Here is a 15,376-nt window from a genome sequence, read left to right on the forward strand (position 1 = left end):
GCCGGGGAGCGGCGCCGGGGAACCACGATGAAGGCTGCACTCTCGACCCAGCTGGGCCAACAACTTCACCTCACCCCTCAGCTGCTGCAGTCGATCCGGCTGCTGCAGCTCGATGGCCTGCACCTGGAACAGGAAATCCAGCGCCTGCTGGACTCCAACCCGCTACTGGAGATCGAAGAGGCCGAAGCGCCTGCCGCTGATGCCACCGAGGCCGCAGCCACCACGCTGGACACCGCTGCGTTCGACGAGTTGCCGGAGTCTTCGATGTGGGACGTGGCCGGCGCCAGCTGGCAGGACGGCGACGACGATCGCATGGCGCGCATTGCCGCCGGTGAGTCGACCGACCCGCAGCTACGCGTGCTGCAGCGCCTGGCGCTGGACATGGACGACCGCGAACTGGCGGTGGCCGCGTTCTGGCTCGACCACTGCGACGAGGCCGGCTACCTGCAGGCGCCACTGGCGCAGCTGCAGCTGCTGGCCAGCGCCCAGTTCGACATCGCCGCCGAAGGCGTCGAGGCCATCCGCCAGCAGCTGCTGCACGGTGAACCGGCTGGCATGGCTGCGCAGGACCTGCGCGAAGGCCTGCAGGCACAGCTGCGCAGCCTGCACGGTGTGGTCCCCGCGCGTCACCTGGCCGCCCGCATCCTCGATGGCGCGCTCGAGGCACTGGCCGCGCACGACTACCCCGCCCTCGCCCGCCAGCACGACGCCGAGATCGACGACGTGCGCGAGGCGGTGCGCCTGATCCTCTCGCTGCAGCCGCGCCCCGGCGACAGCCTGCTGCCCGAACGCAACGCGGTGGTGGTGCCGGACGTCGTGGCCTGGCACGCCGATGGGCAATGGAAGGTGGCACTGAACCCGGCCACCAGCCGCCGCGTCTCGATCAACAGCCAGTACGAACAGGCGCTGGCCGAAACCAGCGAAGCCGCGCCGGCACTGCGTGAGATGCTGCAGGAGGCGCGCTGGTTCAGCCGCGGCCTGTCGATGCGCTACGACACCCTGCTGCGCACCGCGCGGGTGATCGTCGAGCGCCAGGCCGCCTTCCTGGTCCGTGGCGAAGAGGCCATGGCGCCGCTGACCCTGAAGGAAGTGGCCGAGGAAATCGGCATGCACGAGTCCACCGTCTCACGCATCACCACCGGCAAGTTCCTGCAGACACCGCGCGGCACCTTCGAACTGAAGCACTTCTTCGCGGTGCGCCTGGAAGGCGCCAGCGTCTCCGGCCAGGCGGTGAAAGCCATGGTCCGCCGCCTGATCGACGCCGAACCCGCCGGCCGTCCGCTGGCCGACGAGGCCATTGCCGGCCTGCTGTCACGCCAGGGGGTGAACATTGCCCGCCGAACCGTCGCAAAATACCGAGAACAACTGGATATCGCCCCGGCCCGCGAACGGCGCCGGCTCAGCGCCAGGCAACCGCAGCTGGCCCGGGTGGGCTGAAAAGGATGTTGGACATGAACAAGCTCACGGTCCTGCTGGTCGATGACCACGAGGGCTTCATCAACGCGGCGATGCGCCATTTCCGCAAGATCGACTGGCTGCAGATCGTCGGCAGTGCCGGCAACGGCCTGGAAGCGATCGAGCGCTCGGAAACGCTGCGCCCGCAGGTGGTGCTGATGGACCTGGCCATGCCGGAGATGGGTGGCCTGCAGGCCACCCGCCTGATCAAGTCGCAGGACGATGCACCGTACATCGTGATCGCCAGCCACTTCGATGACGCCGAGCACCGCGAACACGCGCTGCGTGCCGGTGCCGACAACTTTGTCAGCAAGCTGTCCTACATCCAGGAAGTGATGCCGATCCTGGAAGGCCTCAGGGAGGAACAGTCGTGAGTGAATCGCGCATCCTGGTGCTGGACAACGACGCCGTGCGCGCAGAGCGTACCGTTGCCCTGCTGGAATTCATGGACTTCAATCCGCGCTGGGTGTCCGACGCGGCCGACTTCGACCTGGGCCGGCAGCGCCAGAACGACTGGATGGCGGTGATCGTCGGCAGCCTGGACGACAGCCCCGCCAGCACCGCGCTGTACAACTGGCTGGGCGGCAGCAGCCTGCCGCCTCCGGTGCTGCTGGCCGATGGTGATGCTGCAGTGTTTGCCCGGCAGCACGGGCTGCATGAAGCGAATATCTGGCCGCTGGAAACGCCGCTGCGCCACGCACAGATGGAAGCCCTGCTGCGCCGCGCCAGCCTCAAGCGCCTGGACGCCGAGCATCAGGCCGGCGCCGCCCAGGACCAGGGGCCCACCGGCAACGGCCCGGCAGTGACCGCCCTGCGCACGATGATCGAGCAGGTTGCCGCATTCGATACCACCGTGCTCGTGCTGGGCGAATCCGGTACCGGCAAGGAAGTGGTGTCGCGCGCCATCCACCAGCGCTCGCCGCGCCGTGACGGCCCGTTCGTGGCGATCAACTGCGGCGCCATTCCGGCCGACCTGCTGGAAAGCGAACTGTTCGGCCATGAGAAGGGCGCCTTCACCGGCGCGCTGACCGCGCGCAAGGGCCGTTTCGAAATGGCCGAGGGCGGCACCCTGCTGCTCGACGAAATCGGCGACATGAGCCTGCCGATGCAGGTGAAGCTGCTGCGCGTGTTGCAGGAACGCAGCTTCGAGCGCGTCGGCGGCAACCAGACCATCCGCTGCAACGTGCGCGTGGTGGCCGCGACCCACCGCGACCTGGAGACCCGCATCGCCGAGGGCAAGTTCCGCGAGGATCTGTTCTACCGCCTCAACGTGTTCCCGATCGAAGTGCCCGCACTGCGCGAGCGCCGCGAAGACCTGCCAGCGCTGGTGGAAACCATCGCCGCGCAGCTGGCCCGCACCGGCCGTGGCGAAGTGCGCTTCACCCCGGAAGCGCTGCAGGCCCTGGCCGGCTACGAATGGCCGGGCAACGTGCGCGAGCTGACCAACCTGGTCGAGCGCCTGGCGGTGCTGCATCCGGGTGGTTCGGTGCGCGTGCAGGACCTGCCAGCCCGTTACCGTGGCGATGCGGCACTGGCCGCCGCCACGCCGGCACCGCCACAGCCGGCCGCCAGCGAAGAACGCCTGGACCTGCGCAGCTTCTCCTTCCACACCCCGGGCAGCGGCAACCAGCCGGCGCTGGAGCACGGCATCGCCGTCAATCGCCCGGCGGCGCCGGCGGCGCTGCCTGACGAAGGCATGGACCTGCGCAACCACATGGCCAACATCGAACTGGGCCTGATCAACGAAGCACTGGAACGCACCCAGGGCGTGGTCGCCCACGCCGCCCAGCTGCTCGGCCTGCGCCGCACCACCCTGGTGGAAAAGCTGCGCAAGTACGGCATCGAGCGCGAGCAGGCCGAACTGGCCGGCTGAAACGCATCGCCAGCATGAAGGGGGCACGAACGCCTGGGCTTGCCCGGGCGTTGGTGTTTCTGGCGCCTGGGCTCACATCCCTTTGCTACGGAACGCGATCTGAGCCCATTGCTTTTGCATGTTTTCCTAGAGACAACACGGCCGCAGTGCGGAGCATGGCAGGGACACCCCCATGGAGGTTCCACCATGCATCGCCTTGCCCTGCTCGCCAGCCCGCTCTACCCGGCCCTGGTCACTGCCGCCAACTGCACCCTGCCCGCAACGCTGGACCAGCGCCAGTTGACCAACCTCAGCGACCCGCTGTACGCGCCGGACAACCCCAACGCCGGACGCATGGTGCAGCTCAGCTTTGCCGGCAGCCAGTACGTGCTGGACATCCTCGGCACTGACTTGCGCATCGGCGGCAGCTACCGCTACCAGCGCCTGGCCCCGCATATCGCGGAAATCCAGATGACCGAGGCCCACCCGGCCGGTTCCGCCCACTACACCCTGCTGCTGACCTGCCAGAGCGACCGCCAGGGTCGCTTCATCTACACCCAGCACGACGGCCCCATCGCCCCGCGCCAGCGCCAGAATTCCGGCCGCTGGACCCTGCACCCATAGGCCAGAAAACCGACGCCGGATAAATGGCGCCACGACCGGGGGCAGAGCCCGTTGCGTTGCAACGAGATCTGACCCCATCCGATTAGTGCCGACCAACGGTCGGCACCCACCATCAGCAGCAGGTTCCAACAGATCGCGGCCAACTGTCGAAGGCGGGGTGGGTCCGGTTGCGGGGGCGTGAGCGCCATGGATGGCGCGACCGAGCCTACAGGGACGTATTCACGGCGTCCCCCGCAACCGGACCCACCCCGCCACCCCACGGATAGCCCGATTTTGACGTTGATGTTGACGTCGCGTCGGCGGGTGCAGGGTGCAGCCCTGCCAGCACACCCACAACCCTCACTTCACTGAATCGAAAACCGGTTTCGGCACGGCACTTGCACCTGCTCCAGCAGACAACCCCATCCCTGTTTCTGGAACCGTTGCAGATGTCCCACTCCGTCACTTCGATCCTTTCGCAGATCCGCTCCTATCAGACCCAGATGGGACAGCCGGCGCTCAACCCGCTGGGCGAAGCGCCGCGCAGCAACGCCCTGCCGGGCACGGTGCTGGACGCGCCGCAGGCCCAGCCGGCCAGCTTCACCGAAACCCTGCGTGGTGCGATTGCCGGCGTCAACGATGCGCAGCAGAAGTCCGGCGCCCTCGCCAAGGCCTTCGAAATGGGCGACCCCAGCGCCGACCTGGCCAAGGTGATGGTCGCCTCGCAGCAGTCCCAGATCGCCTTCCGCGCCACCGTGGAAGTCCGCAACCGTCTCGTCCAGGCCTACCAGGACGTGATGAACATGCCGCTGTAAGGAACATTGACGCATGGCACTGACGCTCTCCAAGGACAGCCTGAACGCCGAGAAGGCCGGGCAATGGTTCGACCGCCTGCAGAGTCTGCAGATCACCCGTCGGCTGGGCCTGATGGCGATGATCGCGGTGGCGGTGGCGGCAGGCCTGTCCGTGTTCTTCTGGTCACAGAAGCCGGGCATGGTCCCGCTGTACACCGGCCTGGACCAGAAGGCGACCGCTGAAGCGACCGACCTGCTGCGCGCGGCGCAGATTCCGTTCGCGCTCGATCCGGCCACCGGTGGCATCACCGTGCCGGAAAAGAACCTGCACGACGCCCGCCTGAAGCTGGCCGGCTCCGGCCTGACCGACAGCGGCAAGCTCGGCTTCGAGCTGATGGAACGCGATCCGGGCTTCGGCGTCAGCCAGTTCGTGGAAAGCGCGCGCTACCAGCACGCGCTGGAAACAGAGCTGTCGCGCACCATCAACACGCTGCGCCCGGTACGTGATTCACGCGTGCATCTGGCCATTCCCAAGCCCAGCGCCTTCACCCGCCAGCGTGACGTGGCCAGCGCCTCGGTCACCCTGGAACTGCGTGGCGGCCAGCAGCTGGAACGCAGCCAGGTGGACGCCATCGTGCACATGGTCGCGGCCAGCATTCCGGACCTGGCGCCGGAACGGGTGACCGTGGTCGACCAGAGCGGGCGCATGCTCAGCATCACCGACCCGAACAGCGAGGCGGCGGTCAACGCCGCGCAGTTCGAGCAGGTGCGACGCCAGGAAACCTCGTTCAACCAGCGCATCCGCGAGCTGCTGGAGCCGATGACCGGCCCCGGCCGGGTCAATCCGGAAGTGAGCGTGGACATGGACTTCTCGGTGACCGAGGAAGCCCGTGAGCTCTACAACGGTGAACCGCAGAAGCTGCGCAGCGAGCAGATGAGCGAGAACACCACCAGCACGCCGGGGCCGCAGGGCGTGCCGGGTGCCACCAGCAACAGCCCGCCGGGCCAGCAGGCCGCGCCGGCCACCGCGCAGGCCCCGACCGAAAGCAGCAAGAACGCCACCCGCAACTACGAGCTGGACCGCACCCTGCAGCACACCCGCCAGCCGGCCGGCCGCATCAAGCGCGTGTCGGTGGCGGTACTGGTGGACAACGTGCCGCGCGCCGGTGCCAACGGCAAGGTCAGCCCGCAACCGCTGTCGGCCGCGGAACTGACCCGCGTCGAGGCGCTGGTGAAGCAGGCCGTCGGCTTCAACGCCGAGCGTGGCGACACCGTGTCGGTGATGAATGCCCCGTTCGTGCGTGACACCACGCCGGTCGAAGGCCCGGCCTGGTGGGAACTGCCATGGGTGCACGATGCCGGCCGCATGCTCCTCGGCGCGGTGGTGGTGCTGGCGTTGTTGTTCGGCGTACTGCGCCCGGCGCTGCGCGCGATCACCGGCCAGAACAGGAAGGACGACCCGCAGGCGCTGGAGCCGCATACGGCGGATGTGCAGCTGGTCGATGACGATGGCATGCCGCTGCCGGCGCTGGGCACCGACCGGGCAAGCCTGGGCGGACCGGATGCGCTCGCACTGCCGGTGGATTCATATGAGGAACGACTGCGGATGGCGCGTGAAGCCGTGAAGACCGACTCCAAGCGCGTGGCCCAGGTGGTCAAGGGCTGGGTGGCCAATGACTGAGGCACAACTGACCGGTGTACAGCGCGCGGCCGTGCTGCTGCTTTCGCTGGGTGAGCTGGATGCGGCCGAAGTGCTGCGCCACATGGAACCCAAGGAGGTGCAGAAGATCGGCATCGCCATGGCCACCATGACCGACATCACCCGCGAGCAGGTGGAACGGGTGATGGACCAGTTCGGCCAGGAACTGGGCTCGAAGACCTCGCTGGGCGTCGGCTCTGACGACTATATCCGCAACATGCTGGTGCAGGCGTTGGGCAGCGAGAAGGCCGGCAACCTGATCGACCGCATCCTGCTCGGCCGCAACACCACCGGCCTGGACGCGCTGAAGTGGATGGACCCGCGTGCGGTGGCCGACCTGGTGCGCAACGAGCACCCGCAGATCATCGCCATCGTGATGGCGCACCTGGAAACCGACCAGGCCGCCGACGCGCTGAAGCTGCTGCCGGACCGCACCCGCGTGGATGTGCTGCTGCGCATCGCCACCCTCGACGGTATTCCGCCGAACGCGCTCAATGAACTCAACGAGATCATGGAGCGCCAGTTCGCGGGCAACCAGAACCTGAAGTCATCGAACATCGGCGGCGTGCAGTGCGCGGCCAACATCCTGAACTTCATGGACAGCGGCCAGGACCAGGCGATCCTGGGCGAAATCGCGCGCATCGATGCGCCGTTGAGCAACCGCATCCAGGACCTGATGTTCGTGTTCGACGACCTGGTCGACCTGGACGACCGCGAGATGCAGCTGGTGCTGCGCGAGGTGAGCGGCGAGCGCCTGGGCCTGGCCCTGCGCGGTGCCGACATCAAGGTGCGCGACAAGATCACCCGCAACATGTCGCAGCGCGCGGCCGAAATCCTGCTCGAAGACATGGAGGCCCGCGGTCCGGTGCGCCTGTCCGACGTGGAAGGCGCGCAGCGCGAGATCCTGGCCATCGTCAAGCGCATGGCCGATGAAGGCACCGTCACCATCGGTGGCAGCGCGGAGGCCATGCTGTGAGCAACGTCGTGCGCTGGCTTGCCCCGGACCTGCTGGCCCAGCCCGAACCAGTGCTGGAGCAGGAGGATGCGTTCGCACTCACCGAGCCGGATCCGGAGCACGAACCGGAGCCGCCGCTGCAGCTGCCGACCCTTGAAGAGATCCAGGCGATCCAGGACAGCGCCGAGAAGGAAGGGTTCGAACAGGGCCATGCCGACGGCTACGGCCAGGGCCAAGCCGAAGTACGTCGCCTCGCCGCACAGATCGAAGGGATCCTGGACAACTTCAGCCGGCCGCTGGTGCGGCTGGAGAACGAAGTGGTCGGCGCCCTCGGCGAACTGGCGGTGCGCATCGCCGGCGCACTGGTCGGCCGCGCCTACGAAGCCGAGCCGGCACTGCTGGCGCAGCTGGTCGGCGAAGCGATCGACGCCGTGGGGGGCAGCACCCGCGAGGTGGAAGTGCGGCTGCACCCGGATGACATCGCCGCGCTTGCTCCGCTGCTGAATCTTTCGCCGACGCAGCGCCTGGTACCGGATACCAGCCTCAGCCGTGGCGACCTGCGCGTGCACGCCGAAGCCGTGCGCATCGACGGCACGCTGGAAGCCCGCCTGCGCGGTGCGCTGGATGCGGTGATCCGCCAGACCGGAGCGACGGCATGAGTGCCGGAGCACAAACCACTCCGCCGCCGGCCGACTGGGCCGTGGCCCGCAACCTGCGCCTGGCCCGGCGCTTGGATGGCCTGCGCGTGGACACCGCGCATGGTCGTGGCCTGATCCGCGAGGGCGTGTTGCGCCGTGCGGTCGGGCTGACCCTGGAAGCGGTCGGCTGCGAAGCGCCGCTGGGTGCCAGCTGCAAGGTGGAAGTGGTCGATGGTGGCTGGGTCGACGCCGAAGTGGTCGGCTTCGCCGGCGAACGCACCTACCTGATGCCCAGCGCCGAACTGCATGGCCTGCTGCCCAACGCGCGGGTGGTGCCATCGGCGCGCCGAGGCGGCGTGGAAGTGGGCGAAGGCCTGCTCGGCCGCGTCATCGACAGCGACGGCGTGCCGCTGGATGGCAAGGGCCCGATCCGCGCCGAAGGCCATGTTGGCATGGCCGGCGTGTCGATCAATCCGCTGGCGCGTGAACCGATCACCCAGCCGCTGGACGTGGGCGTGCGCGCGATCAACGCGCTGCTGCCGATCGGCCGCGGCCAGCGCGTTGGCCTGTTCGCCGGCTCCGGCGTCGGCAAGTCGACGCTGCTGGGCATGATGACCCGCTACACCGCCGCCGACGTGATCGTGGTCGGCCTGATCGGTGAACGTGGCCGCGAAGTGCGCGATTTCGTCGAGACCACGCTGGGCGAGGAAGGCCTGCGCCGCGCCGTGGTGGTCGCCAGCCCTGCCGACCGGCCGCCGCTGGCGCGACTGCATGGTGCCTACCGCGCCACCGCCATTGCCGAGTGGTTCCGCGACCAGGGCCTGAATGTACTGCTGCTGATGGACTCGCTGACCCGCTTCGCCCAGGCGCAGCGCGAGATCGGGCTGTCGGTCGGCGAACCGCCGACCACCCGCGGCTATCCGCCGTCGGTGTTCGCCAAGCTGCCGGCACTGGTCGAACGCGCCGGCAATGGCGCCAAGGGCCGTGGCTCGATCACCGCGTTCTACACGGTGCTGACCGAAGGCGATGATCCGCAGGATCCGATCGCCGATGCCGCGCGCGCGATCCTCGATGGCCACATCCTGCTCTCGCGCCGCGTGGCCGACAGCGGGCTGTACCCGGCCATCGACGTCGAATCGTCAGTCAGCCGCGTGGTCACGGAAATCGCCGACGAACCGTGGCGCCTGCGCATCCGCAAGTTGAAGCGACTGGTCTCGGCCTACTCGGCCAACCGGGACCTGATCGCGATCGGTGCCTACCAGCGCGGCAACGACGCGGCCACCGACGAAGCCCTGGAACGCTGGCCGGAAATCATGGAGTTCCTCGGCCAGGACGTTGCCAAGGCCGCAGATCTCCCGCACAGCCAGGCGGCGCTGCAGCTCCTGGTGGAACAAGAGAGTTAAGCCATGAACCAGTCCAAGCGCATCGATCCCCTGCTCAAGCGGGCCCAGGAACATGAGGACGCGGTCGCCCGCGACCTGGCCGAACGCCAGCGCGTGCTCGACACCCATCTGTCGCGACTGGACGAACTGCGCCGCTATGCCGAGGAGTACGCCAACGCACAGATGGCGGCGACCAGCCCGGCACAGTTGCTCAACCGCCGCGCCTTCCTCGATCGACTGGACAGCGCGGTCGAGCAGCAGCAGGCCACGGTCAATGGCAACCGCGAAAAAGTGGAGGCCGAGCGCGCACGCCTGATCCTGGCCAGCCGTGACAAGGCGGTGCTGGAGCAGCTGGCCGCCAGCTACCGGGCGCAGGAAAAGGTGGTGACCGACCGCCGCGACCAGCGCGAGATGGACGACATTGGCGCACGGCGTGCACGCCTGGTGCAGGCCGAAGACCAGGACGGCGCCGAGCAGGGAGGCCGCTCGTGATGCCCGCCCCGCTCGCCAGCAGCGCCAACACGGCCACGCCCGCCACCAGCAACAGTGCCGCACGCGCCTCGCGCAGCGAAGGCGGAAAGGACTTCAGCCAGCTGCTGCAGGGCGGCGCACCGTCTGCACCCACGCCAGCCGGCAGCGCCACGACACCGATGCCATCCACGCCGAGCCAACCATCGACCGCCGACAGCAATGGCCAGGCACCGGGTGAACGCACCGCGGACGCCGAAGCGGCAACCGCTGAAACGTCGTCGCTGCCGCCCGTTGCCGTGACCCCGGCTGGACCCGGCACCGAAAAGGACAAGCCCGCCGCGACCGAGGACGCCCCGTGGCCACCGCCCGGCCTGGCCGGCCTGGTACTGGCGATGCCGACGCCTGCCGATCCGGCCGTTGCGCTGCCGACCACCGCTGCACCAGCGCTGGCCAGCGACGGTAGCGCGCTGCCTGCTGCTGCCCCCGCCACGAACCCGACACTGCCTGCAGATGCGCCGGCGACGGCTACCACAACCCCAGCGGCGGCTGACGGCAAACCGGCGGCGACCAGCGCGGATGATGCCGCGGCGCTGCCACTGCCGGAGATGATCCTGCCGGGCAAGCGCGCCGAGCGTGGCGAAGGCAGTGACGTGGCCGTCGTTGGCGACCGCGCCAGTGCGCCGTTGCTGCACGCACCGGCAGCGGCCGCCGTACAGGACCTGAAGGCGGCACTCGCCACCGGCAACGCGATCTTCAATGGCGAACCGACGCCGAAACCCGTGCTGGGTGACGATGGCTTCGACCAGGCCATCGGCGCACGCCTGGGCTGGCTGGCCGACCAGAAGATCGGCCACGCCCACATCCGCCTGAGCCCGGACGACCTGGGCCCGGTCGACGTGCGCCTGCAGTTGAACGGCGACAAGGTGCATGCCAGCTTCAGCAGCCCGCACGTGGACGTTCGGCAAGCGCTGGAAAGCAGCCTGCCGCGCCTGCGCGAGCTGCTGGGCGAACAGGGCTTCCAGCTGGCCCACGCCGATGTCGGCCACCAGGCACCGGGCGGTGACGGCAATGCGCCGGGCCAGCCCGGTGGCAGCGGCATCATCGGCGACGGAGAACCGACGCCGGGCGACGACAGCGTGTCGTCGGCGCAGTTGATCCGCCAGCGCGGACTGCTGGACGCTTACGCCTGACAGCCGTGCCGACCAAGGTTGGCACCTACCGCCACAGGTTTCCGACGGAATTCCGTCGCATCCCGCTGCCCGGCCTTCGGCACACCCCTTGCATATCCCGGTGAAGCAACCCTCAGGAGCTTCACCCCGTGGCCGCAGCCGCTGACAAAACCAAGAAGACCGCCGAGAAGGACAAGGCCGCCAAGCCGCGTAGTCCGATCCTGATCACCGCGCTGGTGGCCGTACTGGCCGCCGCTGCTGCCGGTGGCGGCGTGTGGTTCTTCACCCAGTCCAAGCACGAAGAGAAGACCGCACAGGCGCCGAAGAAGAGCGCGACTCCAGCCCCGGCCCAGTACTTCGCACTGGATCCGGCCTTCGTGGTCAACCTCAATGGCCCGGTCGACGGCCCACGCTACCTGCAGCTGGAGGTTCAGCTGATGACCCGCGACCCGGCCGCGCTGGAAGCGATCAAGACCCACGCCCCGGCCATCCGTGCGCGCCTGCTGATGCTGTTCTCGCAGGTCAGCCCGGACCAGATCGCCGATGTCGCCGGCAAGCAGAAGCTGCAGGCCGCCTCATTGGCCGAGGTGCAGAAGGTGCTCAAGGCCGAGACCGGCAGCAACGGCGCCGACGATCTGCTGTTCACCAGCTTCGTGACCCAGTAAGGGCCCACCGATGAATGATCTGCTGTCCCAGGACGAGATCGATGCCCTGCTCCACGGCGTGGACAGTGGCGCGGTCGAGACCGATGCGGAACCCCCGTCAGGCGAAGCGCGCTCGTACGACTTCGCCAGCCAGGACCGCATCATCCGTGGTCGCATGCCGACCCTGGAAATGGTCCATGAGCGCTTCGCGCGCCTGTGGCGGATCGGCCTGTTCAACCTGATCCGCCGCTCGGCCGAACTGTCGGTGCGCGGCATCGAGCTGATCAAGTTCAACGACTACATGCACTCGCTGTATGTACCGACCAACCTGAACCTGATCCGCTTCAAGCCGCTGCGCGGCACCGGCCTGATCGTGTTCGAGCCGACCCTGGTGTTCGCCATCGTCGACAACTTCTTCGGCGGCGACGGGCGCTACCCCACCCGCATCGAGGGCCGCGAGTTCACGGCTACTGAAATGCGGGTGATCCACCTGCTGTTGAAGCAGACCTTCGCCGATCTGCGCGAAGCGTGGGCACCGGTGATGGATGTCGACTTCGAGTACATCAACTCGGAGATCAACCCGCATTTCGCCAACATCGTGACCCCGCGCGAGTACGTGGTGGTGTGCCGCCTGCACGTCGAGCTCGACGGTGGCGGCGGCGACATCCACGTCACCCTGCCCTACTCGATGCTGGAACCGATCCGCGAACTGCTCGACGCCGGCATCCAGAGCGACCGCAACGACCGCGACGAGAGCTGGGGCAAGACCCTGCGTGAGCAGCTCAACGTCGCCGAAGTCACCCTGTCCAGCGTGCTGGCCAGCAAGCGCATGACCCTGCGCGACCTGACCCAGTTGAAGGTCGGCGACATCCTGCCGATCGAGCTGAGCCCGCAGGTGCCGCTGTGCGTGGAGAACATCCCCGTGTTCACCGGCGAGTTCGGCATCGCCAACGGCATGAACGCCGTGAAGATCACCGCTACCCATCCGCCGGGCACCCGCCCGCGCGTACCCGTCATCCAGGAAGACCCGCAATGAACGATATCGACGCCCTCGAACCGACCCCGGCCCAGTTCAGCAGCCTGCAGGCCGATGAGGCGAATGGTCCGGACCTGAACCTGGACGTGATCCTCGATGTGCCGGTGACCCTGTCGCTGGAAGTCGGTCGTGCCCGCCTGCCGATCCGCAACCTGCTGCAGCTCAACCAGGGGTCGGTGGTGGAACTGGAGCGCGGTGCAGGCGAATCGCTGGACGTGTTCGTCAACGGCACCCTGATCGCCCACGGCGAAGTAGTAGTGATCAATGACCGCTTCGGCGTGCGCCTGACCGACGTGGTCAGCCCCAGCGAGCGTATCCGGAGACTGCGTTGAGCCTGCTGGCCTCCACCCTGCTGGCGGTCGGCAAGGCCGTAGTGCCGATCGGCCCGCAGGTCGGCCAGCATGCGGCCGCCGCACCCAGCCTGTTCGGTGCGGTGCTGGCGCTGCTGGCGGTACTGGCACTGGTGATCGGCCTGGGCTGGCTGCTCAAGCGCATGCCTGGCAGCGGCTTCCGCCCTGCCGAAGGCATGAAGCTGGTGGCCAGCCTGAGCGTGGGCGCCAAGGAACGCGTGGTGGTGGTCGAGGTCAATGGCCAGCAACTGCTGCTGGGCGTCACCGCCGGTGGCATCAACACCCTGCATACCCTGCCCGAGCCGCTGCCGCCACCGGCGCCGGTGCGCGTGCCGGACTTCAAGAATCTTCCGAATTTCGCCCAGCTGCTGCAGCAGCGGCTGCGCAAGGATCCCTGACATGCGTGTCCCCCGTACCCGTCCCGCCACCCTGATGCCGTGGCTGCTGTTGCTTGCCCTGTGCCTGTTGCCGGCACTGGCGTTCGCCGCGCCCGGCGCGCCGACCACCCCGCTGCCGGACGTCAACGTCGGCAAGATCGGCGGTGCACCGGTCAGCCTGCCGCTGCAGACCCTGCTGCTGATGACGGCGATCACCCTGATCCCGTCGATGTTGCTGGTGCTGACCTCGTTCACCCGCATCATCATCGTGCTGGGCCTGCTGCGCCAGGCGCTGGGTACCGGGCAGACCCCGTCCAACCAGGTGCTGCTGGGCCTGGCCCTCTTCCTCACCGCGATGGTAATGATGCCGACCTGGGACAAGGCCTGGAGCGCCGGCATGGCGCCGTACCTCAATGGCGAGATCGACTTCCAGACCGCCTGGACGCTGACCACCACGCCGTTGCGCGGCTTCATGCTGGCGCAGATCCGCGAGACCGACCTGATGACCTTCGCCGGCATCGCCGGGCACGGCACCTACGCCAGCCCCGATGCGATCCCGTTCCCGGTGCTGGTCGCTTCGTTCGTCACCAGTGAACTGAAGACCGCCTTCGAGATCGGATTCCTGATCTTCATCCCGTTCGTGATCATCGACCTGGTCGTTGCCAGCGTGCTGATGTCGATGGGCATGATGATGCTGTCGCCGATGCTGGTCTCGGCGCCCTTCAAGATCCTGCTGTTCGTGCTGGTCGATGGCTGGGTGCTGACCGTGGGTACGTTGGCGGCGAGCTTCAATCCGGCCTGATATCCCCCGTAACGCGCAGTCGAGCAGGGCTCGACTCTACATGAGCAGATGGAACCCGAATGTCTCCCGAACTTGCCTTGACTGAACTGCGTGGCGGCCTGATCACCGTATTGTGGGTGGCCGGCCCGCTGCTGCTCACCGTACTGGTGGTGGGCGTGGTGGTCGGTGTCGTGCAGGCCGCGACCCAGCTCAATGAACCGACGATCGCCTTCGTCGCCAAGGCGGCAGCGCTGACCGCAGTGCTGTTCGCGCTGGGCAGCCTGCTGATCGGCCACCTGGTTGAATTCACCACGCTGCTGTTCCAGCGCATTCCACACCTGATCGGCTAGGACACGCGCCTCGATGGACGCCGCCACCCAGATGGCTGCCGACGGCCTGCAGGCCTTCGGCATGATCGGCACCGTACTGTGGACCATGCTGCGCATCGGTGCGGTGGCCATGGCCATGCCCATGGTCGGCACCCGCGCGGTGCCGGCACGGATCCGGGTGATCCTGGCCGGTACCCTTGCCATCGCGCTGGCCCCGCTGCTGCCCCCGGTGCCGGACTGGACCGGCTTCGACGCGGCTACGGTGCTGACCATTGCCCGTGAACTGGCCATCGGCGTGTCCATCGGCTTCATGCTGCGGCTGGTGTTCGAAGCCGGCGCGATGGCCGGCGAACTGATCGCACAAGGCACCGGCCTGGCCTTCGCGCAGATGAGTGACCCGTTGCGCGGTGGCACCTCCGGTGTGATCGGACAGTGGTTCTACCTGCTGTTCGGGCTGCTGTTCTTCACCGCCAACGGCCACCTGGCGCTGATCTCGCTGCTGGTGGACAGCTATCGCGCGCTGCCGATTGGCGCCCCGCTGCCGGATCCCCATGCCTTCTTCAGCATCGCCCCGACCTTCCTGCTGACCGTGCTGCGCGGCGCGCTGAGCCTGGCCATCCCGCTGACCGTGGCGATGCTGGCGGTGAATCTGGCCTTCGGTGTCCTGGCGCGTGCCGCCCCTGCGCTGAACCCGATCCAGCTGGGCCTGCCGGTCTCGCTGCTGCTGGGCCTGTTCCTCCTGGCGCTGCTGGCCGGGGAAATGGGGCCGCCGGTACAGCGCCTGTTCGACGCCGCCTTCCAGGCCGCGGACGCGGTCACACGCTGACCCGGTCATCACGTT

General features: G+C 68.0%; 18 protein-coding genes. All 18 read left to right on the forward strand.

All coding sequences use genetic code 11. The annotated features are described in order from the left end of the window. Positions 1–27 precede the first annotated feature (27 nt). The 18 genes from rpoN to fliR all read left to right on the forward strand — a co-directional run bounded on the left by rpoN (position 28) and on the right by fliR (position 15,361). Entirely contained in the window at positions 28–1,437 is a 1,410-nt protein-coding gene (rpoN, locus tag AB839_RS06285) for an RNA polymerase factor sigma-54 (protein WP_061478709.1), read from the forward strand. Between the two features lie 14 nt (positions 1,438–1,451). Further along, positions 1,452–1,829 (forward strand): response regulator transcription factor, encoded by a 378-nt coding sequence (locus AB839_RS06290; RefSeq protein WP_005409556.1) that lies wholly within the window; start codon positions 1,452–1,454, stop codon positions 1,827–1,829. Continuing rightward, complete coding sequence (locus tag AB839_RS06295) at positions 1,826–3,328, forward strand: sigma-54 dependent transcriptional regulator (RefSeq protein ID WP_061478710.1); 1,503 nt, start codon at positions 1,826–1,828, stop codon at positions 3,326–3,328. Before AB839_RS06290 ends, AB839_RS06295 begins: the two co-directional genes overlap by 4 nt. Before the next feature lie 186 nt (positions 3,329–3,514). Then, positions 3,515–3,931, forward strand: coding sequence for a hypothetical protein (locus AB839_RS06300; protein WP_061478711.1), 417 nt, complete (start codon positions 3,515–3,517; stop codon positions 3,929–3,931). A gap of 428 nt (positions 3,932–4,359) precedes the next feature. After that, complete coding sequence (gene fliE / locus AB839_RS06305; protein ID WP_061478712.1) at positions 4,360–4,725, forward strand: flagellar hook-basal body complex protein FliE; 366 nt, start codon at positions 4,360–4,362, stop codon at positions 4,723–4,725. 13 nt (positions 4,726–4,738) lie between these two features. Next, positions 4,739–6,385 (forward strand): flagellar basal-body MS-ring/collar protein FliF, encoded by a 1,647-nt coding sequence (fliF, locus tag AB839_RS06310; RefSeq protein WP_061478713.1) that lies wholly within the window; start codon positions 4,739–4,741, stop codon positions 6,383–6,385. Between the two features lie 7 nt (positions 6,386–6,392). Further along, a complete protein-coding gene (gene fliG, locus AB839_RS06315) occupies positions 6,393–7,379 on the forward strand; it encodes a flagellar motor switch protein FliG (RefSeq protein WP_024958226.1) in 987 nt (328 codons plus the stop codon). 29 nt (positions 7,380–7,408) lie between these two features. After that, positions 7,409–8,017, forward strand: coding sequence for a FliH/SctL family protein (locus AB839_RS06320; protein ID WP_180886214.1), 609 nt, complete (start codon positions 7,409–7,411; stop codon positions 8,015–8,017). Beyond that, a complete protein-coding gene (locus tag AB839_RS06325; RefSeq protein WP_061478715.1) occupies positions 8,014–9,399 on the forward strand; it encodes a FliI/YscN family ATPase in 1,386 nt (461 codons plus the stop codon). The genes AB839_RS06320 and AB839_RS06325 overlap by 4 nt, the downstream gene beginning before the upstream one ends. Before the next feature lie 3 nt (positions 9,400–9,402). Next, the gene (gene fliJ, locus AB839_RS06330) at positions 9,403–9,870 is read left to right on the forward strand and encodes a flagellar export protein FliJ (protein ID WP_005416437.1); all 468 of its coding nucleotides are present in this window, start codon (positions 9,403–9,405) and stop codon (positions 9,868–9,870) included. Then, entirely contained in the window at positions 9,870–11,039 is a 1,170-nt protein-coding gene (locus AB839_RS06335; protein ID WP_061478716.1) for a flagellar hook-length control protein FliK, read from the forward strand. The genes fliJ and AB839_RS06335 overlap by 1 nt, the downstream gene beginning before the upstream one ends. Before the next feature lie 128 nt (positions 11,040–11,167). Further along, the gene (locus AB839_RS06340; RefSeq protein ID WP_005416435.1) at positions 11,168–11,683 is read left to right on the forward strand and encodes a flagellar basal body-associated FliL family protein; all 516 of its coding nucleotides are present in this window, start codon (positions 11,168–11,170) and stop codon (positions 11,681–11,683) included. Between the two features lie 10 nt (positions 11,684–11,693). Beyond that, a complete protein-coding gene (gene fliM, locus AB839_RS06345) occupies positions 11,694–12,698 on the forward strand; it encodes a flagellar motor switch protein FliM (RefSeq protein WP_005416434.1) in 1,005 nt (334 codons plus the stop codon). Further along, complete coding sequence (gene fliN, locus AB839_RS06350; protein ID WP_005409543.1) at positions 12,695–13,030, forward strand: flagellar motor switch protein FliN; 336 nt, start codon at positions 12,695–12,697, stop codon at positions 13,028–13,030. The genes fliM and fliN overlap by 4 nt, the downstream gene beginning before the upstream one ends. Next, on the forward strand, positions 13,027–13,446 hold the full coding sequence (gene fliO / locus AB839_RS06355) for a flagellar biosynthetic protein FliO (protein WP_061478717.1): 420 nt from the start codon (positions 13,027–13,029) through the stop codon (positions 13,444–13,446). The genes fliN and fliO overlap by 4 nt, the downstream gene beginning before the upstream one ends. 1 nt (position 13,447) lies before the next feature. After that, positions 13,448–14,227, forward strand: a complete 780-nt coding sequence (gene fliP / locus AB839_RS06360; RefSeq protein WP_061478718.1) for a flagellar type III secretion system pore protein FliP — start codon at positions 13,448–13,450, stop codon at positions 14,225–14,227. A 59-nt stretch (positions 14,228–14,286) separates the two neighbouring features. Then, positions 14,287–14,556, forward strand: a complete 270-nt coding sequence (locus AB839_RS06365; RefSeq protein WP_005413254.1) for a flagellar biosynthetic protein FliQ — start codon at positions 14,287–14,289, stop codon at positions 14,554–14,556. 13 nt (positions 14,557–14,569) lie between these two features. Continuing rightward, entirely contained in the window at positions 14,570–15,361 is a 792-nt protein-coding gene (gene fliR / locus AB839_RS06370) for a flagellar biosynthetic protein FliR (protein WP_061478719.1), read from the forward strand. Positions 15,362–15,376: the final 15 nt, after the last annotated feature.

Origin of the sequence: Stenotrophomonas sp. DDT-1, assembly GCF_001580555.1 — a bacterium.
GTDB lineage: Bacteria > Pseudomonadota > Gammaproteobacteria > Xanthomonadales > Xanthomonadaceae > Stenotrophomonas > Stenotrophomonas sepilia.